This is a genomic window from Stenotrophomonas maltophilia R551-3, from assembly GCF_000020665.1.
Classification (GTDB): Bacteria; Pseudomonadota; Gammaproteobacteria; order Xanthomonadales; family Xanthomonadaceae; genus Stenotrophomonas; species Stenotrophomonas maltophilia_L.
This window is the reverse complement of the sequence record NC_011071.1, coordinates 1,331,998-1,354,915: the sequence shown is the minus strand read 5'-3', so window position 1 is coordinate 1,354,915 and position 22,918 is coordinate 1,331,998. Positions and strand designations below refer to the sequence as shown.

Genomic DNA, 22,918 nt, shown 5'->3' with positions numbered 1-22,918 from the left:
TCAAATGCGTTCACTCATTGCCGCAGCGGCGCCGATGTGCTTTGCGCACCGCGCAAGCCTGCATCGCGCTTAAACTGGTCGGCTAGCCCGCCATCAACCGCACGCCGCCACGGCCGATACCCGTGGTTTGCCGTACGCAATCAGAGATCGACGTGGAACCACCCCAGTTGGACGACGCCAGCCAGCCGCTGGCCGAGGCCTGGCAGCAGTGCCTGCTGCAGGCCGGCCCTGCCGCCACCGCGCTGCTGCATGCCGCGGCCGCCGATGCCCCACCGGCCCTGGCCCAACGCTTCTACGAAGTGCTGCTGCAGGACACCCGTGCGCGCCGTTTCCTGTCCCACGACCAGGTCAAGCAACGCCTGCAGCCGGCCATGCAGCGCTGGTTGGCGCAGCTGCTGACCACCGATGCCAGCGGCATCGCCAACACGGTGGCCTCGCAACGAATCATCGGCGACGTGCACGCCCGCGTCGGCATTCCGGTCGACCTGGTTACCCGCGGTGCGCGCGTGCTCAAGCACGAACTGTTCGTGCGCCTGCGTGACGATGCACCGGACAGCGACACCGCATTCGCCGCCATCGACTGCCTCAGCGCGATCATGGATATCGCCATGGAAGGCATGACCCTGGCCTACACCCATGCGCGCGAGCGCTCCACCCGTGCCGACGCCGCCTACCGGCTGTTCTCGCTGGTACAGAACGTCGGTACCGAACGCGAGCGCCAGCGCGCACTGCTACTGGACTGGGAAAACGCCCTGCTCTACGCATTGGCCGGTCACGTGCAGGCCAGCGACAACGCCAGCCTGGCTACCTCGGAGTTCGGCCTGTGGTTCACTCATAAGGGCATCCCCAGCTTCGGCGAAAGCAGCGAAACGCAGCAGGTGGGCCAGTTGATGGCCCGCATTGATGGCCACCTGCAGCGCGCGAGCGGCGATGCTCCGGCGCAGCGACTGGCGGTGCTGCCGGCCATCCGCGAGGACCTGGCCGCGATCCGCACCTTGATGACACTGCTGTTCGAGCGCATCGGCGAACTGGATGCCGGCAGCGACGCGCTGACCAACCTGCTCAACCGTCGCTTCCTGCCTACCGTGCTGCGCCGGGAGATCGAGCTGGCCACACGCAACCGCACACCGTTCTCGCTGCTGCTGCTCGACCTGGATCATTTCAAGGCGATCAACGATGGCCACGGCCACGATGCCGGTGACCGCGCCCTGCAGCACGTGGCCGGGGTGCTCGGCCAGCTCACCCGTGGCAGCGATTATCTGTTCCGCTACGGTGGCGAGGAATTCGTGGTGGTGCTGGTCGCCGCCAGCGAATCACAGGCGGCAGTGATTGCTGAAAGCCTGCGCCGGCAGATCGCAAAATCGCCGGTGCCGCTGGCCAACGGCCAGGTATTGAGCCTGACCGCCAGCATCGGTGTCGCCGGCCATGACGGTCATCCGGACTACGAGCGGCTGATGGCCCGTGCCGACGCGGCGATGTACGAGGCCAAGCGCAGCGGTCGCAACCGCGTGGTGGTGGCCAGTGCGGACCTGCAGGAAGCCCCGGGACGGCGTGCATTGCAGCGGTAGCGGCAACCCCGGGCGCGCGCGTCGCTACGTTGCGGCACGGCGCGGTACCCGCCACGCCGCCCACCACAGCAGCGCCAGCAATGCGATGCCGGCGCCCAGCAGGCATACCGCAGGCCAGCCATGGCGCGCCTGCATCCATGTGCCCGCCGCTGCGCCGGCACCGCTGCCCAGCGCATAGAACAGCATGTACAGCGCCACCATGCGTCCATGCTGTTCGCCCGGCGCGCGCAGCAGCAGGGCCTGGTTCGATACATGCAGCGCCTGCCCACCCAGATCGAGCACGACCACGCCCAGCAACAACATGCCCACCGAATGCGGCAACCCCAGCAGCGGCCACCACGCGACCAGCATCAGCAGCAGCGCGCCGAGGCTGACCCGATGCGCGAATCCACGGTCCATCCAGTGCCCTACCCGCGCTGCCAGCAGCGCACCGATCACGCCAGCCAGGCCCAGCGCACCGATGGCGGCGGTCGACCAGTGCAGCGGTGGCGCCGACAACGGCAGCGGCGCTGCCGCCCAGAACACATTGAGGCCGGCAAACAACAACAGCGCCAACGGACCGCGCTCACGCAGCGTCCGGTCATCGCGCAGCATGCCCAGCATCGACCCCATCAAGGCACGCCAGCCCGGTGGCACCACCGGTACCGGCACCGCCGGCAGACGCCGCCACAGCAGCAGCGCCAATGCGGCCATCAGCGCTGCCGACAGCAGATAGACCGCGCGCCAGCCAACGGCGGCCGCCACCACGCCGGACACTACACGCGCCAGCAGCAGGCCAATGAACACACCGCCCTGCACCAGGCCAACCACGCGCCCGCGCTGCTCAGCCGCTGCCAGCGATGCGGTGTAGGCGATCAATCCCTGGGTCAACGCGGTGCCCAGCAGGCCGGCCAGCAGCATGCCCGACAACAGCCACATGGCCGTTCGCGCGGCCGCCAACCACAGCAATGCGACCACCAGCGCCAGCAGCTGCAGGCGCAGCAGTCGCCGGCGATCGCCCCTGTCGGCCAATGGCAGCAGGCCCAGCAAGGCCAGCACGCTGCCCGCCTGGGTCGCTGCCAGTACCGCCCCGGCCAGCGCGGGGTCCAGCGCAAAGGCCTGTGCCAGGCGTTCCAGCAATGGCTGTGCGTAATAGACGTTGGCAACGCTGGCACCTGCGGCAACCGCGAGCAGGGCCAGCAGGGGGCGTGGGAGGGGTGCTGCACTCATGATGTAGTTGCAATTTGAAACTTGATGCAGGCTACTGCCATTGGTTTTAAACTGCAACCACATCAGAGAGGTCCACCATGCACGCCGACAGTCCCTGCCCCGTCGCCCGCAGCGCCGATCTGCTCGGTGACCGCTGGGCGCTGCTGGTCATCCGTGATGCCTTCGATGGCGTCACCCGCTTTGGCGATTTCCAGCGCAGTCTCGGTGCGGCCCGCAACATCCTCAGCGACCGCCTGCGCCGGCTGGTCGAAGCAGGCATCCTGCGGCTGAAGCCCGCTTCCGATGGCTCGGCCTACCAGGAGTACGTACTCACCGCCGCTGGCCTGGAACTGTTCCCGCTGCTGGTCGCGCTGCGCCAGTGGGGTGAACGCCATCGCTTCGAGGCCGGTGAACCGCACTCCCAGCTGATCGAGTCGAGCACACGGCGACCGCTGCCCTACATGCAGCCACGCGGTCGCGATGGCGAACCGCTGGCAGCCTCTGCCACCCGTGTGCGCAAGCTCAAGGATGAGAGCGGCAGCAGCTGACCCGCCCGTTCGCGCACACCGTCGCCCGGCTACGCCGGTTAGGATCAGGCCTTTCCGCTGCCGGATGCTGCCGATGTCGCGCTATCGCCCTTCCCTGTTGACCGCCCTGCTGCTGCCGGTGCTGGCCTGCGCCGCAGAAACCACGCACGCACGCGAGGTCGCGGCCCCCGCCGCCCATGTGGACGCCGATGGCCCCTATGTGTTCCGCCAGGGCGAGCAACTGCAGGCCAAGTGGATCTGCGACGACAAGGTCGAGTCGCGCACGCTTCCTGCCACCGCGACCGGCACCGATATCGCAACGCGCTGCGGCTACGGGCACACCGTGCATGTGGCAGCACCGAACGCGCCTTCGATCTCCGTACTGCCGGCCGTGCCGCGCATCGTTGCGCTGTCCGACATCCATGGCCAGTACGGGCTGCTGGTGCGCCTGCTGCGCGCCAACCAGGTCATCGATGCGCAGGACCGTTGGGCGCTGGGCAAGGACACGCTGGTCATCGCCGGTGATGTGTTCGACCGTGGCCCGCAGGTGACCGAAGCGTTCTGGCTGTTGTACAGCCTGCAGCAGCAGGCGGCCGCCGCCGGTGGTGCGGTGCACTTCGTGCTTGGCAATCACGAGACCATGGTGCTGTACGACGACCTCCGCTACGTCAATCCGAAGTACCTGCGCAGCGCGCAGCTGCTCGGCCGCAGCTACCCGCAGTTGTACGGTGCCGATTCGGTGATTGGGCAGTGGCTGCGCACCCGCCCGGTACTGCTGAAGATCGGTGACACCCTGTTCCTGCACGGCGGCATCTCGCCCGAGGCGGTGGAGCTGGCGCTGGAGCCGGCACGCACCAATGCGGCCTACCAGGCGTCGCTGGGCCTGCCCAAGGCCGAAGTGAAGGCCGACCCGGCCACCGCGCCGCTGTATGACGGCAAGACCAGCCCGATCTGGTACCGCGGCTACTTCGATGGCCGCCTCGATACGCAGGGCGTACAGGCGGTGCTGGATCGCCTGCAGCTCAAGCGCATCGTGGTCGGCCACACCTCCATGCCGCACGTCAGCAGTTTCCATGGCGACCGCGTGATCGCCATCGACAGCAGCATCAAGAACGGTGAAAACGGCGAACTGCTGTTCATCGAGAACGGCACGCTCAGCCGGGGCCTGCTGGATGGCTCGCGGGTGCCGCTGGCGCAGGGCGAGCCCGGCCTGCAGGACTGAATGGAAGGACAGCGCGGCGGCGCCTGCAAGCGCCAGCGCGCTCCCCCTTCACCCGGTTTGCGGCTACCCTCGGCAGCCGAGAGGCCCACCGCGATCATCCGGCCGGCCTGACTGCTACTGGAGCCCACGCGCATGCGCGTTCTGATTGCTGAAGACGACCCGGACATCGCCTCCGGCCTGTGCGCCTCGCTGCGCCGGCAGGGCCATGTGGTCGACCACGTCGACAACGGCGCGCACGCCGATGCCGCACTGGGCTCGACCCAGTACGCCCTGCTGGTGCTGGACCTGGGCCTGCCGCAGCTGGACGGCCGTGACGTGCTGCAGCGCCTGCGCCAGCGCGGTGATGGCCTGGCAGTGCTGGTGGTGACCGCCCGTGACGGCCTGGCCGAACGCGTGCGGGTGCTCGACCTCGGCGCCGATGACTACCTGGTCAAGCCGTTCGCACTGGACGAATTCGAAGCGCGCGTACGCGCACAGCTGCGCCGGGTCACCAGCAACGGCAACCCGGATCTGCGCATCGGTCGCCTGCGCCTGGACCTGGCCGGGCACCGGGTGTGGATCGACGAGCAGTCGCTGGAGCTGACCGCACGCGAATTCGGCCTGCTGTCAGCACTGGCGGTGCGTGCCGAACGCATCGTCTCGCGCGCACAGCTGGTCGAAGCACTGTGCGACTGGGGCCAGGACCTGACCGACAACGGCCTGGACATCGCCCTGCATCGCCTGCGCCGCAAGCTGCAGCCCGGCGGCATCGGCATCCGCACCGTACGCGGGCTGGGCTACATGCTGGAAGACGCCCAGGACGACAGCACGCCGTGATCAGTGGCCCGCCCAGCCTGCGCCGGCGCCTGCTCGCCTTCCTGGCGCTGCCGATGCTGGGCCTGTTGATCTTCAACACGGTCCTTGCCTATTACGTTGCGCTGGACTATTCCAATCGCATCCACGACCGCAACCTGATCGACGACACGCATTCGTTCGCCCAGATGCTGAGCACCATGCCGGTGACCAGCGACCTGTCACCACAGGCGCGCTTCCTGATCGAGTACGACCCGGACGGCCATCGCTATTTCAACGTCGACAGCAGCCGCAAGGGCACCCTCAGCGGCAACGCCGACTTCAGCCCGTATGCACCTTCGCAGGACTGCACCGGCGTGCATCCGGCGCTGTACGACGGCACCCTCAACGGCCAGCAGGTGCGCATGGCCACCGTCTGCACGCAGGCGATGAACGACCCGCAGGACCAGCTGGCGGTGACCGTGGCCGAGAGCATGGCCGACCGCCGACAGCGTGCGCGCGAGATCCTGATGATCATCATCCCGCTGATGACCATGCTGGCGCTGGGCACGGCTGCGCTGGTCTGGTTCGGCGTGACCTATGGCCTGCGCATCCTGACCCCGCTGACCACCCGCCTGGCGCAGCGCCGTGGCGAGCTGGCGCCGATCTCCGATGCCGACGTGCCGGAAGAGATCCAACCGCTGATCAGCACCATCGATGGCCTGTTCGCCCGCCAGGCGGAAATGATCACGCTGCAGAACCGCTTCATTGCCGATGCCGCGCACCAGTTGCGCTCGCCTTTGGCCGGCATGGCCCTGCATGTGGACCAGGCGCTGGCACATGGCGACCCGGACACCGTGCGCGAGGCGCTGCAGCACATCCGCCGGCTCAACCAGCGCACCGCGCGGGTCAGCACCCAGCTGCTGGCGCTGAGCCGCGCGCAGACCGTGCCGGAAACCGTCGAAGCGCTGGATCTTGGCACCCTGCTGCCGCAATGGGTGGGCACCCGCGTGCCCGAAGCGATCCGCGATGGCATCGACCTCGGCTACCGCGGCAGCAGCCAGCCGCTGCGTGTGCTCGGCAACGGCGCCCTGCTGCAGGAGGCGCTGGACAACCTGATCGACAATGCCCTGCGCTATGCAGGCCGCGGCGCCACCGTCACGGTCGGCGTGCAGGCGCTGGACGACAATGATGTGGAGCTGTACGTGGAGGACAACGGCCCGGGCGTGCCCGAGGACGTGATGCCACGGCTGGGCGAGCGTTTCTTCCGCGCCCCGGGCACCACGGCCAGTGGCACCGGCCTGGGCCTGGCCATCGCCCACGAGGCCGTGGAGCACTTCGGTGGACGCCTGGGCTTCCTCAACCGTGCCGGCGGCGGACTGAAGGTCACCATCACGCTGCCGCTGCTGAAGGCCCCCTGACCCGGTCCGGGGCGCTGAAAGGCTGGTGAAAATCGCGCTTGCGATCCTGACCATCCCCACTGCCGCCCCGGAGCCGCCAGGTGACCGAAACGCACGACTTCTTCCTCCCCGGTGGCCCGCAGGGCGTGCTGCTGGTTCACGGCCTGACCGGCACGCCAGCGGAAATGCGCATGCTGGGCAAGGGCCTGAACAATGCCGGTTTCACCGTGCACGGTGTGCAGCTGCCCGGCCATTGCGGCAGCGTCGACGACCTGCTGGCGACCACCTGGGAACAGTGGTACCAGGGCGTGGAAGATGCGGCAGCGGCCTTGCGCGGCAAGGTTGACCAGCTGTTCGTCGGCGGCCTGTCGATGGGCGCGGTACTGTCGCTGGCATTGGCTGCGCGCCGCCCGGAATGGGTTTCCGGCGTGGGCGTATACGGCGCCACGTTCCGCTACGACGGTTGGAACATTCCGGCCGTGGCCCGCTTCTCGTTCCTGCTGCCGTGGTTCAAGCGCTTCAACATCGGCCGCGATCGCATGTTCATGGAAGAACCGCCGTACGGCCTGCGTGACGAGCGCCTGCGCGCGCAGGTCAGCGCCGCCATGCTGTCCGGCGACAGCGCCGCCGCCGGCCTGCCGGGCAACCCCTGGCATGCCCTGGCCGAAATGCGCGCCCTGAGCAACTGGACCCGCCGCCACCTGCACCAGGTCACCGCCCCCTGTCTGGTGATGCACGCCCGCGAAGACGACGTGGCCAGCATGGGCAACGCCGAGCTGGTGATGTCGCGGGTCAGCGGCCCGAAGGAACTGGTGGTGCTGGAAGACAGCTACCACATGATCACCATCGATCGCGAACGGCGCGACGTGATCCGTCGCAGCGCGCGCTTCTTCAGCGAAATTGGTGAACGCAGCGGCATCCTCAAGGCGGTGGCCTGAAATGGGATCACTCGCCACGCTGTTGTGGCTGGTCAACGTGGTGCTCGATACCGGCGGCCAGCTTGCGTTCAAGGCCGCCGCCAGCGACCCGAATGAAGCAGAGGGCCTGCAGCGCTGGAAGCACATGCTGAGCCGGCCCTGGTTGTGGTTGGGAATCGCCTGCTATGTGCTCGAATTCGTCGCCTGGATCGCGTTCCTGTCACTGGTGCCGCTGTCCAAGGGCGTGCTGCTCGGCTCGATCAACATCGTCGCGCTGATGATCGCCGGCCGTATCCTGTTCCGCGAGAAACTGACACCGCTGCGGGTGACCGGCATGCTGCTGGTCACCGCCGGCGTGGCGGTGGTGGGGGCCGGCTCGTGAGGCGCCTGTATGTGATCGGTTTCCCACTGCTGATGGCCTTCGATACGCTGGCCCAGCTGTGCTTCAAGTACGCCGGCGATGCCGCGCTGCCGGTCGAAGCCAATACCGCCTGGCTGCTGCGCGTGCTGTCGCAGCCCTGGGTGTACGGCGCGATCCTCGGCTACGTGGGCGCGTTCTTCACCTGGATGAGCCTGCTGCGCCACGCGCCGATCGGACCTGCCTTCGCGGCCTCGCACCTGGAGGTGATCAGCGTGCTGCTGCTGTCGGCGTGGCTGTTGAATGAACCACTGACGCTGCATCATCTGCTCGGTGCGGTACTGATCGTGGCCGGCATCGTCTGCCTTGGCCGTGCCGAGGCGGATGACCCGCACAGCCCTGCCGAAGCCACGACGTGAGCGCGTTGCGATGAGCCTGTTCGCGCGCGAGCTGCCGCCCACTGCTGGCCTGCCAATGCAGGCCAGCGACTTCCTTCCCGGCGGTGGCGACCTGCGCGAGATCCTGGCCAGCCAACTGGGTACCCCGCCGCTGCAGCTGACCTGCTCCGGCACCCACGCGCTGCTGATCGCGCTGCGTACGCTGCGCAGGCGCGCGCCCAGGCGCGACACCGTGATCATGCCGGCCTATACCTGCCCACTGGTACCGATCGCGGTGCACAGCCTGGGCCTGCGCGTGCAGTTGTGCGATACCCGGCGCGGTCATTTCGACTTCGATCCGGGCCAGCTCAAGCGGCTGGCCGATGCGCGCACGCTTGCGATCCTACCTACCCACCTGGGCGGGCGCATTGCCGATGTCGAGCTGGCCTGCGAAGTCGCCCGCAACGCTGGCGCCTGGGTGATCGAAGATGCCGCGCAGGCACTCGGCGCACGGGTCGGCAACAGCAGTGTCGGCCTGCGTGGCGATATCGGATTCTTCAGCCTGGCCGCCGGCAAGGGCCTGAGCCTGCATGAAGGCGGCCTGCTGGTCAGTCGTGACGATGCGTTGCGCGCGGCACTGGCCGAGCATGCCGCCGAGCAGACGCGTTTCAACCTTCGCTGGGAGCTGCTGCGCAGCGTGCAGCTGCTCGGCCTGGCCGCCTGCTACCGCCCGTCGTTGCTGTCGCTGGTGTATGGCAATCCGCTACGCCGTGCGCTGCAGCGTGGCGATCTCGAAGAAGCGGTGGGTGACATCTTCGCGCTGGATATCCCGCAGCACCGGGTCAGCCGGTGGCGGCAGAACATCGGATCCCACGCTGCGCGGCGCCTGCCTGCCTTCCTGCAGGCCGGACGCCTGCGCGCCCTGCAACTGCGGGTGCAGTTGGCTCAACTGCCGGCGGTGGAAGTGGTCGATGGACTGGCTGGCACCGGCGGCACCTGGCCGATGCTGATGCTGCTGCTGCCCAGCCAGCAGGCCCGCGATGGCGTACTGAAAGACCTGTGGCCGCGCGGGCTTGGGGTCAGCCGCATGTTCATCCATGCCCTGCCCGACTACACCTACCTGCGCGGCATCGTGCCGGATGACCCGACGCCCAACGCACGCGACTTCGCCGCACGCATGCTGACGCTCGGCAACAGTGCCTGGCAGACCCGTGAAGACACCGCCGAAATCCTGCAGGCGCTGGCGCGGGCCTGACCTTCAGGCGCACGCATGACCTGCGCCATACGCATTCACCCCTGCACCTTCCTGAACGCTTTCCCTGGCCGGAAATCCGGGCTTTCAGCAGGAAAGGAACGAGAAAGGCTGCCTGCCTACATTGAGCCTGCCCCGGCATCGCGCCGGACGTTTCTTTCATCGACGGACCTGCCCATGCGCTGGAGCATCCTGTGTGACTTCGATGGCACCATCAGCCTCGAAGATGTCATCGACTCGCTGCTGGAGAAATACGGCCAGCCGGGCTGGCAGGAACTGGAAGACCAGTGGAAAGCGGGAAAGATCGGCTCGCGCGAATGCATGCAGGGCCAGGTCAGGCTGCTGAATCTGGACCCGGCCACACTCGACGCCCACCTGGACCAGGTGCAGATCGATCCGGGCTTTGCCGCCTTTGTCAGCCGTGCCGAACAGCTGGGCGTGCCGCTGCGCATCGTCAGCGACGGCCTGGACTATGCGATCCACCGCATCCTCGCCAACCACGGCCTGTCGCGACTGCCGGTGGTGGCCAACCACCTGCGCTGGTGCGATGACCACTGGGAACTGGAATCGCCCTACCAGGCCGAAGGCTGCCGCAGCGGCACCTGCAAGTGCACCTGCGCTGCGCAGGCGCGCGCCAACGAAGCACCGCGTGTGCTGATGATCGGCGATGGCAGTTCGGATTTCTGCGTCTCCGAAGATGCCGACTTCGTGTTCGCCAAGCGTCGCCTGATCACCCATTGCACCCATGCCGGCATCGAGCATGCCGCCATCGATACCTTCCACGATGCAATCGCACTGCTGCCGCGCCTGCTCGATGGCAGCCTGCTGCAGCCACGTCGTATCGACGCCAGCCCGCAGCCCGCCGTACTGCCCCTGCTGCTGGCCACCGCCTGAGCACTCCCTTCCAAGCACGCCCCCGCTACCTCTTTCGAACGTCCTTCACGGAACCGAACTGCATGAACATTTTTGACAAGAACGCCGACGCCGCCGCCTCCGACGCGCAGCTGCTGGCCGACGAAGCCCGTTACAGCTCCTTCGGCGATACCGTCCACTACGTCGACCCGCCGAAGATCTTCCAGCGCGGCGAAGGCAGCTACATGTTCGACGGTGCGGGCGTGCCCTACCTCGACCTGCAGATGTGGTACTCGGCCTGCAACTTCGGCTACAGCAACAAGCGTCTGAACGATGCGCTGAAGGACCAGATCGACACCCTGCCGCAGGTCGCCAGCCAGTACCTGCACCCGACCCGCGTGCAGCTGGCCAAGACCATTGCCGTGGACATGCACGAGAAGTTCGGCCTCGACGGCCGCGTGCATTTCAACGTCGGCGGCGCGCAGGCCATCGAAGACTCGCTGAAGATCGTGCGCAACGCACGCGGCGGCAAGAGCCTGATGTTCGCCTTCGAAGGTGGTTACCACGGCCGTACCCTGGGTGCGTCGTCGATCACCTCCAGCTACCGCTACCGCCGCCGCTACGGCCACTTCGGCGAGCGCGCGATGTTCATCCCGTTCCCGTACCCGTTCCGTCGCCCGAAGGGCATGACCCCGGAAGAGTATTCCGACCACTGCGTGTGGCAGTTCGAGCGCCTGTTCGAAAGCGAATACAACGGCGTGTGGGATCCCAAGGTCGGCCAGGCCGAGTACGCCGCGTTCTATGTCGAGCCGATCCAGGGCACCGGCGGCTACGTCATCCCGCCGCGCAACTTCTTCACCGGCCTCAAGCGCGTGCTGGACAAGTACGGCATCCTGATGGTGGTCGATGAAATCCAGATGGGCTTCTGGCGCACCGGCAAGCTGTGGTCGATCGAGCACTTCGGCGTGACCCCGGACGTGCTGGTGTTCGGCAAGGCGCTGACCAACGGCCTGAACCCGCTGTCGGGCCTGTGGGCGCGCGAAGAGCTGATCAACCCGACCGTGTTCCCGCCGGGCTCCACCCACTCCACCTTCAACTCCAACCCGCTGGGCACCCGCCTGGGCCTGGAAGTGCTGAAGCTGGGCAAGGAAATGGATTACGAGCGCACCGTGCCGGAAAAGGGCGCGTACTTCCTCGATGGCCTGCGTGGCCTGCAGAAGCGCCACCCGGAAATCGGCGACGTCGACGGCCTGGGCCTGGCCCTGCGCGCGGAAATCTGCCAGACCGACGGCTACACGCCGAACAAGGAACTGCTGGACCGCATGGTCGACATCGGCCTGGCCGGTGACCTGCTGCACGACGGCAAGCGCATGGGCCTCGTGCTCGACGTGGGTGGCTGGTACAAGAACGTGATCACCTTCGCGCCGTCGCTGGACATCAGCTACGAAGAGATCGACCTGGCGATCACCCTGCTTGACCAGGCGCTGACCAAGGCCAAGGGCTGAGGTCGATGCGCTGCCGGTTCCCGTGCCGATGGAGATGACATCACGCGCATCCAGCACCGCGCTGGAACCGGCCGCGCTGCTGGAGGGCTTCCTGGCCCACCCGCCGCTCGGGTTCGAGGCAGGCCGCCTTCCCAGCGGCCTGCCGACCTTCCGTGCGCCGCTGGACCTGACCACCACGATGGATGACGGACTGCGCGGCAAGCTGCTCGGCCTGCCGCTGTCGCGCCTGTGGCGGCCGTGGATCACCTGGAAGACCCGCTTCGTCGGTGCCACCAGCACCGAGTACACCCCGCTGCCCGCGCACGTCGCACCAGAAGCATTGGCCGAGGACGTGACGCGTCACGCGATCGGCGATACCCGGCTGCTGGTGGTCAAGGACCTGGCGATCGATTCACCGCTGCTGGATGATGCCGCCAACGCACATAGCGGCGCCTTCCTGCAGGCATTGCTGGCACGCGGCTTCGTCGAGCTGGAAGGCATGCCGTTGGCCTGGGTGGCGATCGATTTCGATTCGATCGATGGCTATCTCGGCCGCCTGTCGTCTTCGCGCCGCAAGAACATCCGGCGCAAGCTGCGCTCGCGCGACGACCTGCAGATCGACTGCATCGCCACCGGCGATCCGGCGCTGGCCGACCCGCAGCTGCAGGCCGAACTGTATGCCTTGTACCTCGGCGTGTACGCGCAGAGCGCAGTGCATTTCGACCAGCTCGACCTGTCCTACTTCCAGCATCTTCTGGCCGACAGCCTGGGCCAGGGACGGCTGTTCCTGTATCGCCACCAGGGCCAGCTGATCGGCTGGAACCTGTGTTACGTGCATGCGGGCAAGCTGGTGGACAAGTACATCGGCCTGGCCTATCCGCAATCGCGCGAGCACAACCTGTACGCGGTGAGCTGGATGCACAACCTCGAGTACGCGCTGCAGCACGGCCTGAGCCACTATGTGGCCGGCTGGACCGATTCGCGGATCAAGGCCGAACTGGGTGCCAGCTTCACCTCCACCCGGCATGCGATCCACGCCCGTTCCCCGCTGCTGCGTGCAGCCCTGCGCAGGCTGGCCCCTTACCTGCAGGGCGAACCGGACGGAGGCGGCTGAGCGATGCCATTGCGTTCCCCGCTGATCCTGGACCTGGACAGTGGCGTGCTGCCGCTGCCCCAGGCGCAGACCCTGGCCCTGCCGCAGTGGCACGATCCACTGCGCTTCGCCTGCAGCAATGCCACCCTGGAGCGTTTCGCCGCTGAAGTGCTGGCACCGCTGCCCGCGCAGCTCGGCACGGTAATGCTCGGCAGTGGCGACTTCCATCACCTCAGCCTGCCGCTGCTGCAGCGCATGCGCACGCAGGCGCCGTTCCAGCTGGTGGTGCTGGACAACCATCCGGACAACATGCGCTTCCCGTTCGGCATGCACTGCGGGTCGTGGGTGAACGCCGCCAGCAAGCTGCCGCAGATCTCGCACATCCACGTGCTCGGCATCACCTCCAGCGACATCGGCCTCGGCCATGCCTGGGAGAACCACTGGCGCCCGCTGATGAGCGGCCGGCTGACGTACTGGTGCATGGACGTGGACGTGGGCTGGGGGCATCGTCTCGGCATGGGCCACGCCTTCCGCCGTTTCGAGCATCCCGAAGCGCTGGTGGCTGCGTTCGCTGCCGAGCAGGCCAAGTCGCCGCAGCCGACCTACCTGTCGATCGACAAGGATGTGTTTACCGAGGACGTGGCCCGCAGCAACTGGGATCAGGGCCGCTTCCAGCTGGAACACGCGCTGGTGGTGATCGAAGCGCTGCGCGCCGGCGGCCTGGCCGGCAGTGACATCACCGGCGAAGTGTCGCTGGCCAACTACCAGAGCCGCTTCAAACGCTGGCTGTCGTCGCTGGATGGCCAGCCTGACGTCAGCGCCGAGGATCTGCCGGTGTGGCAGACGCGGCACCAGCAGGTGAACCAGGAGCTGCTGGCAGCCATCGCCGCAGTGCCGACGGCCTGCTGACCGCTTCCGGTCGTGCCGGCTGCTGGCCAGCGTGGCTTCGGTAGTGCCGGCCGCTGGCCGGCAATGCCAACCAAGGTTGGCAACTACCAGACCCAGGCAGAGTCGGTAGTGCCAGCCGCTGGCCGGCAACATCATTGTTCCCGGGCTCACGAGGATGCCGGCCAGCGGCCGGCACTACACTGGACGCCTGCCCCAGGAGCCCTCGCCATGTCCCAGACCGTCATCCCGCAGCTGCGCATGCGCCACGCCGACACCACCCTGCCGTTCTACGTGCAGGGACTGGGCTTCGTGGTTGACTGGGAACACCGCTTCGAACCCGGCTTCCCGCTGTTCGCCCAGCTCACCCGCGATGGCCAGACGATCTTCCTCACCGAACACAGCGGCGACTGCGAGGTCGGCGGCGCGGTGTACTTCATCGTCGAGGACGTCGACGCCCTGCACCGCGCCTTCAGTGCCGCAGGCGTGCCGATCGAACAGCCGCCACATGACACCGAGTGGGGCAGCCGCGAGATGCTGCTGCGCGACCCCGACGGCAACCGCCTGCGCTTCGCAACCGACGCGAGCTGAACCGGGCGGCCTTGAGCTGGATATACGAAACATATACGCTTCGTATATCCACTCCTTCAGGACCGCCCATGGGCATCGTCAACATCGATGACACCCTGCACGACCAGCTGCGCCGTGCCTGTACCGTCTCCAGCCGCTCCATCAATGCCCAGGCCAATTTCTGGATCCGGGTCGGCATGCTGTGCGAGCTGAACCCGACGCTGAGCTTCCAGGACATCGTCGCCAGCGAGCTGCGGGCGGCGGGCGTGCAGCCGCCGCTGCTGCCGCCGGGCCAGGCCTGAGCCAATGGCGATCATCAAGCGTCCCGACGAGATCGCGCTGATGGCCGAATCCGGCCGCCTGCTGGCGCAGGTGTTCGCCGCACTCGACCGGCTGCCGCTGCAGGGCCGTAGCACCATGGAGATCAACGATTTCGTCGAACGCATGATCGTCGATGAACTGCAGGCGCGGCCGGCCAGCAAGGGCCAGTACGGCTTCCCGTACGTGCTCAATACCTCGATCGACAACGTGATCTGCCACGGCGTACCCAGCACCACCGACGTGCTGCGCAACGGCCAGATCGTCAACCTCGACATCACCCTGGAGAAGAACGGCTACATCGCCGACTCCAGCACCACCTACCTGGTCGGTGAGGTCGACTACGCCGCGCGCAGGCTGGTGCAGACCGCCTACCAGGCGATGTGGAAAGGCATCGCTGCGGTCCGCCCCGACGCACGCCTGGGCGACATCGGCCACGCCATCGCCCGCCACGCGCGCAGCCACGGCTACAGCGTGGTGAAGGAATACTGCGGCCACGGCATCGGCCAGGAGATGCACGAGGAACCGCAGATCCTGCACTACGGCCATCCCAACACCGGCATGGTGCTGGAGGAAGGCATGGTGTTCACCATCGAGCCGATGCTCAACCAGGGCAAGCCGGCCATCCGCCAGCAGCCGGACGAATGGCCGGTGTACACCCGCGACGGCAAGCTGTCGGCGCAGTTCGAGCATACGGTGGCGGTCACCCGCACCGGCGTGCGGGTACTGACCCTGCGCCCCGGCGAGACGCCGTTATGCGCGGTGGATGGCGCCTAGAGTGGCCGTTGCTGCATCCCGGTACCCTCGTGCAGGGCGCGCTTCCGAGCCGTCAGCGGTTCGCGTACCCGCTGTGCCACATAGCCGACGCTGGCTGCGAGAATGAAGGTGTAACCAAGGAGTTCGGTGGTCTCCTCGATGGTGTTCTTGAACACGCGGATGTACTGGTCACCCAGCAGTCCGGTCCACAACGACGTCATGCCGATCAGACGCGAATAGAACAGCAGCAGAACCAGGCCGATCGTCATCACGGTACCCGGCCGGGATACGAGAAAACGCACCAGCGCCTGCATGGCCCGGCGCCAGTCGCGGCTAGCCCAGGCCAGTGAGCCGATGATCAGCACGGCCACCGGGTACTTCCAGAAGCCGTGTGCGATCAGGTCCAGCGCCTCATCCATTTCACGCAGGAGCATGCAGGCGAACAGCGCGGCCGCCAGAACGGCAAAAGCCCGATCATCGGCACGCCGCAATGCAAGCCGGACGAACGCAGCCACGCTGGCGACCAGGAAGCCTTCCTGGGTCAGTTCGACCAGCGACCACTCGCCGACTGCATTGCCCAGCCAATGGATGTCGAGCCAGGCCAACGCAGGCGGAAGCGCCATCATCAGGCCGAACAGGAAGGTGCGCCCCAGGTGGGACAGGAGCAGCTGTAGATTGTCTTTCATGCAGCACCGATGCCGCGCCGTGGCGGTCGTACAACGAGAACACAGGCGACCGGGGGGCTGCCGAACGACGGCATGCGCGGCGGGGTCGCGACCAGGCGCGCATTATCCGCGCTGTATCCGGCCACGTGAACCGTACCGGTGGAACACATACGCAACACCGGCGTACGTCACGCACTCATGGCGATAAAGGACGCAGCAGCAACAACGTCGCAAGGCAGAACATGAAGGCCGCCACGCCTGCGTCCAGCACACGCCAGGCAGCCGGCCTGCGGAACACCGGCTGCAACAGGCGCGCGCCATAGCCCAGCGTGCAGAACCAGGCCACGCTGGCGGCGCAGGCACCGGCGGCGAAGGCCCAGCGCAGATCCCCCGGGTAGCGCGTGGACAGGCTGCCCAGCAGCACCACGGTATCCAGATAGACGTGCGGGTTGAGCAGGGTGAAGGCCAGGCAGGTCAGCAGTACCTGCCGTCCGCTGCCGCCCTGCGCCTCGGCGGCGGCCAGCGCACTGCCACCGCGCCATGCGCGCAGCCCCGCCTGCAGGCCATACCAGAGCAGGAAGGCCGCGCCACCGAAGCGCAGCACCTGCAGCAGCAGCGGCCACTGCAGCACCAGCGCGCCCATGCCGCCAACGCCGGCCAGGATCAGTGCGATGTCCGCGCCGGCGCAGGCCAGTACCACCGTTCCCACACGATGCTGCTGCAAGCCCTGGCGCAGCACGAAGGCGTTCTGCGCACCGATGGCGATGATCAGGCCGGCACCTGCGAACAGACCGGCGGCGGTAGCGGCAATCCACATGAGGGACGGGCCAGGCGGTGAAGGGACGCGCAGGGTGCGGCCAACGGCCCCGTTAAGACAATCTGCTTTTTCTTTATCCTGTGCAGAAAAACTGAAGAGGCTGCCGCGTGGACCTGATACATCCGCAACTTGCCGCCTTCGCTGCGGTGCTGGAGGAAGGCAGCTTCGAGGCTGCGGCACGCCGCCTGTCGATCAGCCCGTCGGCCCTGTCGCAGCGGATCAAGGCATTGGAGGATCGGCTCGGCCAGGTGCTGGTCGTACGTCAGGCACCGTGCCGGCCCACCGCCGCAGGCGAAGCGCTGCTGCGCCGGGTCCGGCCGATGCAGGCGCTGGAGGCCGAGGCATTGGCCGAACTGCTGCCCGAACGCGGCAGCGATGCCGCGCGCACGCCAATCCCGTTGGCGGTCAACGATGACTCGCTCGATACCTGGTTGGTGCCAGCCATCGCCGAACTGCACCAGCGCCATGGCTACCTGTTCGACCTGCGCATGGACGACCAGGACCACACCCTGCAACTGCTGCGCGATGGCAGCGTGCTGGGTGCAGTCACCGCCGAAAGCCAACCGGTGAAAGGCTGCAACGTGCACCCACTCGGCGCGATGCGTTACCACGCTATCGCCTCGCCCGGCTTCGCCCGCCAGTACTTCAGCGATGGCATGCAGGCTGCGGCACTGGCGCGCGCACCGATGCTGGTGTTCAACCGCAAGGATGAACTGCAGTGGCGCTTCGTGCGGCGCCTGACCCGCGCGCGGCTGCAGCCGCCGCTACACTACCTGCCCTCCTCCACCGGTTTCGTCGAAGCCGCTGCGTGCGGACTCGGCTGGGGCATGGCCCCGGAATCCCTGGTCGCGCCCGCCGTGCGCGCCGGCCGCGTGGTGGTACTGGAACCCCGCCGCTGGCTCGATGTGCCGCTGTACTGGCAGCATGCCGCCGTGCGTTCAAGCACGCTGCAGCACATCACGCAGGCGCTGCGCACTGCAGCCAGCAGCACCCTTCGTTGAGGACAAACCGATGACCGCAGACCCGGGCTTCACGCCGCGCGCACTACCGTTTGCGCACTTCTTCACCATTGGGACGGCATGGGCGTGATCGGCCGACGTACAAGGATGCACGGCGCGAAGGCCGCGCTGGCGCTGGCAGCCTGCCTGCCACTGGCTGCGGCGGCGCAGACTCTCACCGATGCACCCGCATTGGACTGGGAACAGGCACGGCAGCGCCTGGAGCAGGTCTCCGATGCACTGGCCGCCGCCGATGCAGCGGTGCGCAACAAGCAGGACCTGCAGGACGCCACGCGCCTGCTGCGCCTGCCGGAGATCACCGGCGAAGTGCGCCGGCTGCAGTTCCAGAAGACCCTCACCCTGCCGCTGGGCTCACTGGCCCCGGTGGCCGAGGCCTATGGCATCGACTCGCCGCTGTCGTTCACCGAACGGGACTGGCGTACCCGGCCCGTGGTCACCGCGGTGCTGCCGTTGTACACCGGCGGCGTGATTCCGGCCGCGCAGCGTGCCGCCAGCGCTGCCCACGAGCAGGCCAGCGCCGAGCGCGAGGCTCAGCGTCAATCGCTGACCGTGCAGCTGGCCCAGGCCTATTTCGGCCAGCGCCTGGCCGAGCAGGCAGTGGATGTGCGGCGCGACGTACGCGATGGCCTGAACCGCCACCTGTCCGACGCCGAGAAGCTGGAACGCGAGGGCTTCGCCACCCGCGCCCAGCGCCTGCAGGCCACCGTGGCCCGCGACAAGGCCGAGCGCGAATACCAGAAAACGGTGAACGACCTGGCCACGCTGAAAGCGGCGCTGGCCACGCTGCTGCGCAGTGGTGGCGAGGTACAGCCGGTGTCGCCGTTGTTCGTGCAGCGCGTGCCGCTGGAACCGGTGGCCAACTTCGAGCGTACTGCGCAGGCACGCCAGCCGCAGATCGCACGCCTGCGGGCGATGGTGGCACAGGCCGAACAGGGCGTACGCGTGCAGCAGGCCAAGCTGAAGCCACAGATCTTCGCCTTCGGCCAGTACGACTTCCGCCGCCGTGACGAGATGTTGACCGATCCGGACTGGGCATTCGGCATCGGCCTGAAGTACACCTTCCTGTCGCCGAACTCGCGGCCGGCGCAGATCAGCGCCGCGCGTGCGCAGCAGGACCAGGCCGAAGCGGGCCTGCGCGAGGCCGAGAACCAGGTCGCGCTGGGCGTGCGCAAGGCCTGGAACGAGCTGGAAACCGCGCGTCAGCAATACGTGCTGCTCGACAGCAGCATCGCCCAGGCACAGGAAAACCTGCGCCTGCAGGAGCTGGCGTTCCGCGAAGGCCAGGCGACTTCGCTGGATGTGATCGACGCGCGGCTCGCCCTGGGCGGTGCCCGCGTCGAGCGCGCACAGGCCGCCTACCAATACGATATTGCGCTGGCACAGTTGCTGGAGGTCAGTGGACAGATGGACCGTTTCGAAGAGTTCCGGCGGCGTGCGGACGAGGTGATCGACCATGAGTGATGTGCTGCACGACGATGCAACGACGCCCCCGGCCAAGCGCCGCCTGGGCCCGATCCTGATAGTGGTGCTGCTGGTCGTGGTGGTGCTCGGCCTGTGGCTGGCCTGGCGCAGCCCGGCCGACCAGATCCAGGGGATGGCCGACGCCGATACCATCAACGTGGCCGCCAAGATCACCGCGCGCGTGGCCGAACTGAAGGTGCGCGAGGGCGACCGCGTGCAGCCCGGGCAGGTGCTGTTCCTGCTCGACAGCCCCGAAGTGGCCGCCAAGGAGCAACAGGCGCACGGCGCATTGGCCGCCGCACAGGCGGTGGCCGACAAGGCCGACGAAGGTGCGCGCAGCGAAGACATCCGCGCCGCTGAAGCGAACTGGAAGCGGGCTGAAGCCGGTGCGACGCTGGCTGAAGCGACCTACCAGCGCGTGCAGAACCTGTTCAACGAAGGGGTGATGACCCGGCAGAAGCGCGATGAAGCGCATGCCCAGGCCACCAGCTCGCGCGAACTGGCCCGTGCCGCCCGCGCGCAGTACGACATGGCGCTGGCCGGCGCACGCGAGCAGGACAAGCGTGCCGCGCAGGGCCAGGTGCAACAGGCACAGGGCGCGGTGGCCGAAGTCAACGCCGCACGTGTCGAAGTGGAAGGGCGCGCGCCGGTGGCGGGCGAGATCAACAAGCGCATGGCCGACCCCGGCGAACTGGTACCGGCCGGCTACCCGGTGTTCACCCTGGTCGACATCGACCGCATGTGGGTGGCGATGAACCTGCGCGAATCGCAGATGCAGGGCCTGAAGGTCGGCAGCAAGCTGCGCGGCAGCGTGCCGGCGCTCGGCCAGGACGGCGAATTCGAGGTCTACTTCATCAACCCGGCCGGCGACTATGCAACCTGGCGTACCACCCGCCAGTCGTCCGGCTACGACGTCCGCAGCTTCGAGGTGCGGGTGCGCCCGGTACGCCGCATCGAGGGCTTCCGCCCCGGCATGAGCGTGCTGTTCGCATGGCCCCAGCACTGAGCCCTGGCCGCGGCGGCTTCGCTGCCAGCTGGCGGCGCGAGCTGCGGTCGCTGCGCGGCAACCGCGCCGACCTGCTGCTGGTCACCCTGCTGCCGCTGCTGATGCTGGCCGTGATGGCGTGGATGTTCACGCCCTCGGTGATGCGCGACATCCCGATCGCCGTGGTCGACCTCGACCACAGCAGTGACAGCCGCCTGCTGCTGCGCATGCTCGATGCCAGCCCCGGCGTGCGCATCGCCAGCCAGCCTGCGGACATGCAGGACGCACGTTCGCAGCTGCGTCGGCTGGATGTGTTCGCCATCGTGCTGGTGCCGCGCGATGTCACCCGGCAGGCGTTGCGTGGGCGCCAGGGCACGGTGTTCGCCTATTACAACGCCACTTACATGACCACCGGACAGTCCGCTGCGCGCGATATCGGCGACGCGGTCTCGGCCTGGAATGCGCGCCTGCTGCGCGAGCGCATCGGCCTGCAGGTCGGCCCGGGCAAGCTGCGTGCCGCGCCGATCGCGGTGCAGTCAGACATCCTCTACAACCCGGCGCGCAGCTACGAACTGTTCCTGCTGCCGCTGATCTTCCCGGCGGTGCTGTCACTGGTACTGGCGCTTGCGGTGGCCGGCAGCCTCGGCCGCGAAATCCGCGACAGCACCCTGCCCGCCTGGCTGGGCCGCACGCCGTGGCCGGCGATTGCCGGCAAGGTCGCGCCGTACATCCTGCTGTTCTCGGTGTATGGCGCACTCGGCATCGGCTACCTCGCCTGGCTGCGCGGCGATGGCGTGGCGGGCAGCGTGCTCATGCTGCTGCTCGCACAACCCTTGTTCTATCTGGCTACCGCCGCCTACGCGCTGTTCTTCGTCGGCGTCACCCGCGACATGGGCACCGCACTGTCTGCGGTCGGCCTCAGTATCGGCACCGCGCTGGCGTTCTCCAGCGCCACCTTCCCGGTGCTGGACGGCCCGTTGTTCACCCGCATCTGGCACCAGCTGCTGCCATTGAGCGCCTACATCAAGCTGCAGACCCAGCAACAGTTCATCGGTTCGCCGCTGCAGGTTTCGGTATGGCCGCTGGCCACGTTGCTGCTGATGTCAGTGGTGGCTGGCGGCATCGGTGGCCTGCGCCTGATTGCCTTCGCGCGCACGCCCGAAGCCGCACAACCGGCAGGAGCCGACGCATGAGCGCACTGTGGCGCAGCCTGCGGCAGACCCTGATGGCGGTGCTGTGCGACCGCTATGCGATCGTGGTGATGGTCGGCGCGGTGATCCTGTATTCGTTCTTCTACCCGGCCGCATACCGCCACCAGGTGGCCGGCAACCTGCCGGTGCTGGTGGTGGATGAAGACCACAGCGCGACCAGCCGCGAACTGCTGCGCAAGCTCGATGCGCTGCGGGTCGCGCGCGTGGTCGGGCAACCGGCCGACATCGACAGCGCACGCCAACAGCTGGAAGCCGGCCACGCCGAAGGCATCGTGCTGATCCCGGCCAACCTGGAGCGCGACATCCTGCGCGGCCATCCTGCCAAGCTGGTGCTGCTCGGCAACGGTGCCTACCTGGGCCGCGCCAGCTGGGTGCTGGGCAGCGTGGCCGATGCACTGGGTGCCTTCGGACGTGAGGCCGTGGTCGGCCAGGCCGCCTTCATGGGCGCGCCGCAGGCACCACCGGTCACCCTGGTGCAGCGCCCGCTGTACAACACCCAGGAAGGCTACGGCAGCGCTATCGTGCCCGGCGTGGCCGAGCTGATCGTGCAACAGACGCTGCTGATGGGCATCGGCGTCCTGCTCGGCGGCCGCCGCCTCGCACTCGGCCGGCGCCTGCGCTTCGACCTGCCGACTTTGGCGGGCATGGCATTGGGCTTCGGCCTGATCGGACTGTTCGGCTTGTTCTACTACGCCGGTTTCACCGCCTGGGTGCAGGACTATCCGCGCGGCGGCAACCCGCTGGGCCAGCTGCTGGGCGGCACCCTGTTCATCGCCGCCACGGTGGCGTTCGGCCTGTTCGTCGGCAGCTTCTTCCGCACCCGCGAACGCGCCTTCCAGTACATCATCGCCACCTCGATCCCGCTGTTCTTCCTGGCCAACCTGTCGTGGCCGGCAGTGATGACGCCACAACCGCTGGTCTGGCTGGCGCAGCTGTTGCCGACCACCTCCGGCATCAACCTGATGGTGCGCCTGAACCAGATGGACGCCAGCCTGGCCGAAGTCAGCCATGAACTGATCACCCTCAGCGCCCTGCTGCTGCTCTACGGTGCCCTCGCCGCCTGGCGCCTCCTCGCAAAAAAGGGGACGGAGGGGATTAAGTCGTAAGCGGCCGGGTTGGGGGATTGCGACTTAATCCCCTCCGTCCCCTTTTCCCATAACGACGAACGCCGGCATGGGGCCGGCGTCCGAGTACTGCAGTGTGGAAGGGGTAACGGGTCGAG

At 67.6% G+C, this 22,918-nt stretch carries 24 protein-coding genes; 21 read left to right on the top strand and 3 right to left on the bottom strand.

Annotated elements, in window-relative coordinates; translation table 11 throughout:
• Positions 1 to 152: 152 nt before the first annotated feature.
• Entirely contained in the window at positions 153 to 1,568 is a 1,416-nt protein-coding gene (locus SMAL_RS06130; protein ID WP_012510469.1) for a GGDEF domain-containing protein, read from the top strand.
• Between the two features lie 24 nt (positions 1,569 to 1,592).
• Here SMAL_RS06130 and SMAL_RS06125 read toward each other — a convergent pair whose 3' ends face one another.
• Positions 1,593 to 2,777 carry an MFS transporter gene (locus SMAL_RS06125; RefSeq protein WP_012510468.1) on the bottom strand — a complete coding sequence of 395 codons (1,185 nt, stop codon included), beginning with the start codon at positions 2,775 to 2,777 and terminating at the stop codon, positions 1,593 to 1,595.
• Positions 2,778 to 2,854: 77 nt separating this feature from the next.
• On the opposite strand from SMAL_RS06125, the gene SMAL_RS06120 reads away from it, so the two are divergent.
• The 15 genes from SMAL_RS06120 (at position 2,855) to map (ending at position 15,559) form a co-directional block, all read left to right on the top strand.
• Complete coding sequence (locus SMAL_RS06120) at positions 2,855 to 3,304, top strand: winged helix-turn-helix transcriptional regulator (protein ID WP_004150103.1); 450 nt, start codon at positions 2,855 to 2,857, stop codon at positions 3,302 to 3,304.
• A gap of 73 nt (positions 3,305 to 3,377) precedes the next feature.
• Complete coding sequence (locus tag SMAL_RS06115; protein WP_012510467.1) at positions 3,378 to 4,505, top strand: metallophosphoesterase; 1,128 nt, start codon at positions 3,378 to 3,380, stop codon at positions 4,503 to 4,505.
• A 132-nt stretch (positions 4,506 to 4,637) separates the two neighbouring features.
• On the top strand, positions 4,638 to 5,321 hold the full coding sequence (locus SMAL_RS06110; protein ID WP_004150098.1) for a response regulator: 684 nt from the start codon (positions 4,638 to 4,640) through the stop codon (positions 5,319 to 5,321).
• A complete protein-coding gene (locus tag SMAL_RS06105; RefSeq protein ID WP_012510466.1) occupies positions 5,318 to 6,697 on the top strand; it encodes a sensor histidine kinase in 1,380 nt (459 codons plus the stop codon). The genes SMAL_RS06110 and SMAL_RS06105 overlap by 4 nt, the downstream gene beginning before the upstream one ends.
• A gap of 80 nt (positions 6,698 to 6,777) precedes the next feature.
• Positions 6,778 to 7,614, top strand: coding sequence for an alpha/beta hydrolase (locus SMAL_RS06100; protein WP_012510465.1), 837 nt, complete (start codon positions 6,778 to 6,780; stop codon positions 7,612 to 7,614).
• A 1-nt stretch (position 7,615) separates the two neighbouring features.
• On the top strand, positions 7,616 to 7,975 hold the full coding sequence (locus SMAL_RS06095; RefSeq protein ID WP_012510464.1) for an EamA family transporter: 360 nt from the start codon (positions 7,616 to 7,618) through the stop codon (positions 7,973 to 7,975).
• Positions 7,972 to 8,370 (top strand): DMT family transporter, encoded by a 399-nt coding sequence (locus tag SMAL_RS06090; RefSeq protein ID WP_041864489.1) that lies wholly within the window; start codon positions 7,972 to 7,974, stop codon positions 8,368 to 8,370. Before SMAL_RS06095 ends, SMAL_RS06090 begins: the two co-directional genes overlap by 4 nt.
• 10 nt (positions 8,371 to 8,380) lie before the next feature.
• A complete protein-coding gene (locus SMAL_RS06085) occupies positions 8,381 to 9,583 on the top strand; it encodes a DegT/DnrJ/EryC1/StrS family aminotransferase (RefSeq protein WP_012510462.1) in 1,203 nt (400 codons plus the stop codon).
• 174 nt (positions 9,584 to 9,757) lie between these two features.
• Positions 9,758 to 10,474, top strand: coding sequence for an MtnX-like HAD-IB family phosphatase (locus tag SMAL_RS06080; protein WP_012510461.1), 717 nt, complete (start codon positions 9,758 to 9,760; stop codon positions 10,472 to 10,474).
• Positions 10,475 to 10,536: 62 nt separating this feature from the next.
• Positions 10,537 to 11,937, top strand: coding sequence for an aspartate aminotransferase family protein (locus SMAL_RS06075; RefSeq protein WP_012510460.1), 1,401 nt, complete (start codon positions 10,537 to 10,539; stop codon positions 11,935 to 11,937).
• A 28-nt stretch (positions 11,938 to 11,965) separates the two neighbouring features.
• Positions 11,966 to 13,030 (top strand): GNAT family N-acetyltransferase, encoded by a 1,065-nt coding sequence (locus SMAL_RS06070; protein ID WP_012510459.1) that lies wholly within the window; start codon positions 11,966 to 11,968, stop codon positions 13,028 to 13,030.
• 3 nt (positions 13,031 to 13,033) lie between these two features.
• Positions 13,034 to 13,918, top strand: a complete 885-nt coding sequence (locus SMAL_RS06065) for an arginase family protein (RefSeq protein ID WP_012510458.1) — start codon at positions 13,034 to 13,036, stop codon at positions 13,916 to 13,918.
• Between the two features lie 207 nt (positions 13,919 to 14,125).
• Positions 14,126 to 14,485 carry a bleomycin resistance protein gene (locus tag SMAL_RS06060; RefSeq protein WP_012510457.1) on the top strand — a complete coding sequence of 120 codons (360 nt, stop codon included), beginning with the start codon at positions 14,126 to 14,128 and terminating at the stop codon, positions 14,483 to 14,485.
• A gap of 68 nt (positions 14,486 to 14,553) precedes the next feature.
• Positions 14,554 to 14,766, top strand: a complete 213-nt coding sequence (locus tag SMAL_RS06055) for a ParD-like family protein (protein ID WP_012510456.1) — start codon at positions 14,554 to 14,556, stop codon at positions 14,764 to 14,766.
• A gap of 10 nt (positions 14,767 to 14,776) precedes the next feature.
• The gene (gene map, locus SMAL_RS06050; protein WP_174238319.1) at positions 14,777 to 15,559 is read left to right on the top strand and encodes a type I methionyl aminopeptidase; all 783 of its coding nucleotides are present in this window, start codon (positions 14,777 to 14,779) and stop codon (positions 15,557 to 15,559) included.
• On the opposite strand, the gene SMAL_RS06045 is transcribed toward map, so the two are convergent.
• Complete coding sequence (locus SMAL_RS06045; RefSeq protein WP_012510454.1) at positions 15,556 to 16,224, bottom strand: hypothetical protein; 669 nt, start codon at positions 16,222 to 16,224, stop codon at positions 15,556 to 15,558. The two genes, map and SMAL_RS06045, sit on opposite strands and share 4 nt — an antisense overlap.
• Before the next feature lie 175 nt (positions 16,225 to 16,399).
• Positions 16,400 to 17,020, bottom strand: coding sequence for a LysE/ArgO family amino acid transporter (locus SMAL_RS06040; RefSeq protein WP_012510453.1), 621 nt, complete (start codon positions 17,018 to 17,020; stop codon positions 16,400 to 16,402).
• A gap of 107 nt (positions 17,021 to 17,127) precedes the next feature.
• Between SMAL_RS06040 and SMAL_RS06035 the strand changes: the two genes are divergently transcribed.
• The 5 genes from SMAL_RS06035 to SMAL_RS06015 all read left to right on the top strand — a co-directional run bounded on the left by SMAL_RS06035 (position 17,128) and on the right by SMAL_RS06015 (position 22,802).
• Positions 17,128 to 18,021, top strand: a complete 894-nt coding sequence (locus SMAL_RS06035) for a LysR family transcriptional regulator ArgP (RefSeq protein ID WP_012510452.1) — start codon at positions 17,128 to 17,130, stop codon at positions 18,019 to 18,021.
• A gap of 78 nt (positions 18,022 to 18,099) precedes the next feature.
• The gene (locus tag SMAL_RS06030; protein ID WP_041864488.1) at positions 18,100 to 19,500 is read left to right on the top strand and encodes a TolC family protein; all 1,401 of its coding nucleotides are present in this window, start codon (positions 18,100 to 18,102) and stop codon (positions 19,498 to 19,500) included.
• Positions 19,493 to 20,506 (top strand): HlyD family secretion protein, encoded by a 1,014-nt coding sequence (locus SMAL_RS06025; RefSeq protein ID WP_004149835.1) that lies wholly within the window; start codon positions 19,493 to 19,495, stop codon positions 20,504 to 20,506. Before SMAL_RS06030 ends, SMAL_RS06025 begins: the two co-directional genes overlap by 8 nt.
• Positions 20,491 to 21,678 (top strand): ABC transporter permease, encoded by a 1,188-nt coding sequence (locus SMAL_RS06020; RefSeq protein WP_012510450.1) that lies wholly within the window; start codon positions 20,491 to 20,493, stop codon positions 21,676 to 21,678. Before SMAL_RS06025 ends, SMAL_RS06020 begins: the two co-directional genes overlap by 16 nt.
• Complete coding sequence (locus SMAL_RS06015) at positions 21,675 to 22,802, top strand: ABC transporter permease (RefSeq protein WP_012510449.1); 1,128 nt, start codon at positions 21,675 to 21,677, stop codon at positions 22,800 to 22,802. The genes SMAL_RS06020 and SMAL_RS06015 overlap by 4 nt, the downstream gene beginning before the upstream one ends.
• The last annotated feature ends 116 nt before the right edge of the window (positions 22,803 to 22,918 follow it).

Excerpts from the sequence above, each read along its gene's own strand:
- SMAL_RS06125 (WP_012510468.1), bottom strand. The coding sequence starts at position 2,777 with ATGAGTGCAGCACCCCTCCCACGCCCCCTGCTGGCCCTGCTCGCGGTT.
- SMAL_RS06120 (WP_004150103.1), top strand. The coding sequence starts at position 2,855 with ATGCACGCCGACAGTCCCTGCCCCGTCGCCCGCAGCGCCGATCTGCTC.
- SMAL_RS06115 (WP_012510467.1), top strand. The coding sequence starts at position 3,378 with ATGTCGCGCTATCGCCCTTCCCTGTTGACCGCCCTGCTGCTGCCGGTG.
- SMAL_RS06110 (WP_004150098.1), top strand. The coding sequence starts at position 4,638 with ATGCGCGTTCTGATTGCTGAAGACGACCCGGACATCGCCTCCGGCCTG.
- SMAL_RS06095 (WP_012510464.1), top strand. The coding sequence starts at position 7,616 with ATGGGATCACTCGCCACGCTGTTGTGGCTGGTCAACGTGGTGCTCGAT.
- SMAL_RS06085 (WP_012510462.1), top strand. The coding sequence starts at position 8,381 with ATGAGCCTGTTCGCGCGCGAGCTGCCGCCCACTGCTGGCCTGCCAATG.
- SMAL_RS06080 (WP_012510461.1), top strand. The coding sequence starts at position 9,758 with ATGCGCTGGAGCATCCTGTGTGACTTCGATGGCACCATCAGCCTCGAA.
- SMAL_RS06075 (WP_012510460.1), top strand. The coding sequence starts at position 10,537 with ATGAACATTTTTGACAAGAACGCCGACGCCGCCGCCTCCGACGCGCAG.
- SMAL_RS06070 (WP_012510459.1), top strand. The coding sequence starts at position 11,966 with ATGGAGATGACATCACGCGCATCCAGCACCGCGCTGGAACCGGCCGCG.
- SMAL_RS06065 (WP_012510458.1), top strand. The coding sequence starts at position 13,034 with ATGCCATTGCGTTCCCCGCTGATCCTGGACCTGGACAGTGGCGTGCTG.
- SMAL_RS06060 (WP_012510457.1), top strand. The coding sequence starts at position 14,126 with ATGTCCCAGACCGTCATCCCGCAGCTGCGCATGCGCCACGCCGACACC.
- SMAL_RS06055 (WP_012510456.1), top strand. The coding sequence starts at position 14,554 with ATGGGCATCGTCAACATCGATGACACCCTGCACGACCAGCTGCGCCGT.
- SMAL_RS06045 (WP_012510454.1), bottom strand. The coding sequence starts at position 16,224 with ATGAAAGACAATCTACAGCTGCTCCTGTCCCACCTGGGGCGCACCTTC.
- SMAL_RS06040 (WP_012510453.1), bottom strand. The coding sequence starts at position 17,020 with ATGTGGATTGCCGCTACCGCCGCCGGTCTGTTCGCAGGTGCCGGCCTG.
- SMAL_RS06030 (WP_041864488.1), top strand. The coding sequence starts at position 18,100 with ATGGGCGTGATCGGCCGACGTACAAGGATGCACGGCGCGAAGGCCGCG.
- SMAL_RS06025 (WP_004149835.1), top strand. The coding sequence starts at position 19,493 with ATGAGTGATGTGCTGCACGACGATGCAACGACGCCCCCGGCCAAGCGC.
- SMAL_RS06020 (WP_012510450.1), top strand. The coding sequence starts at position 20,491 with ATGGCCCCAGCACTGAGCCCTGGCCGCGGCGGCTTCGCTGCCAGCTGG.
- SMAL_RS06015 (WP_012510449.1), top strand. The coding sequence starts at position 21,675 with ATGAGCGCACTGTGGCGCAGCCTGCGGCAGACCCTGATGGCGGTGCTG.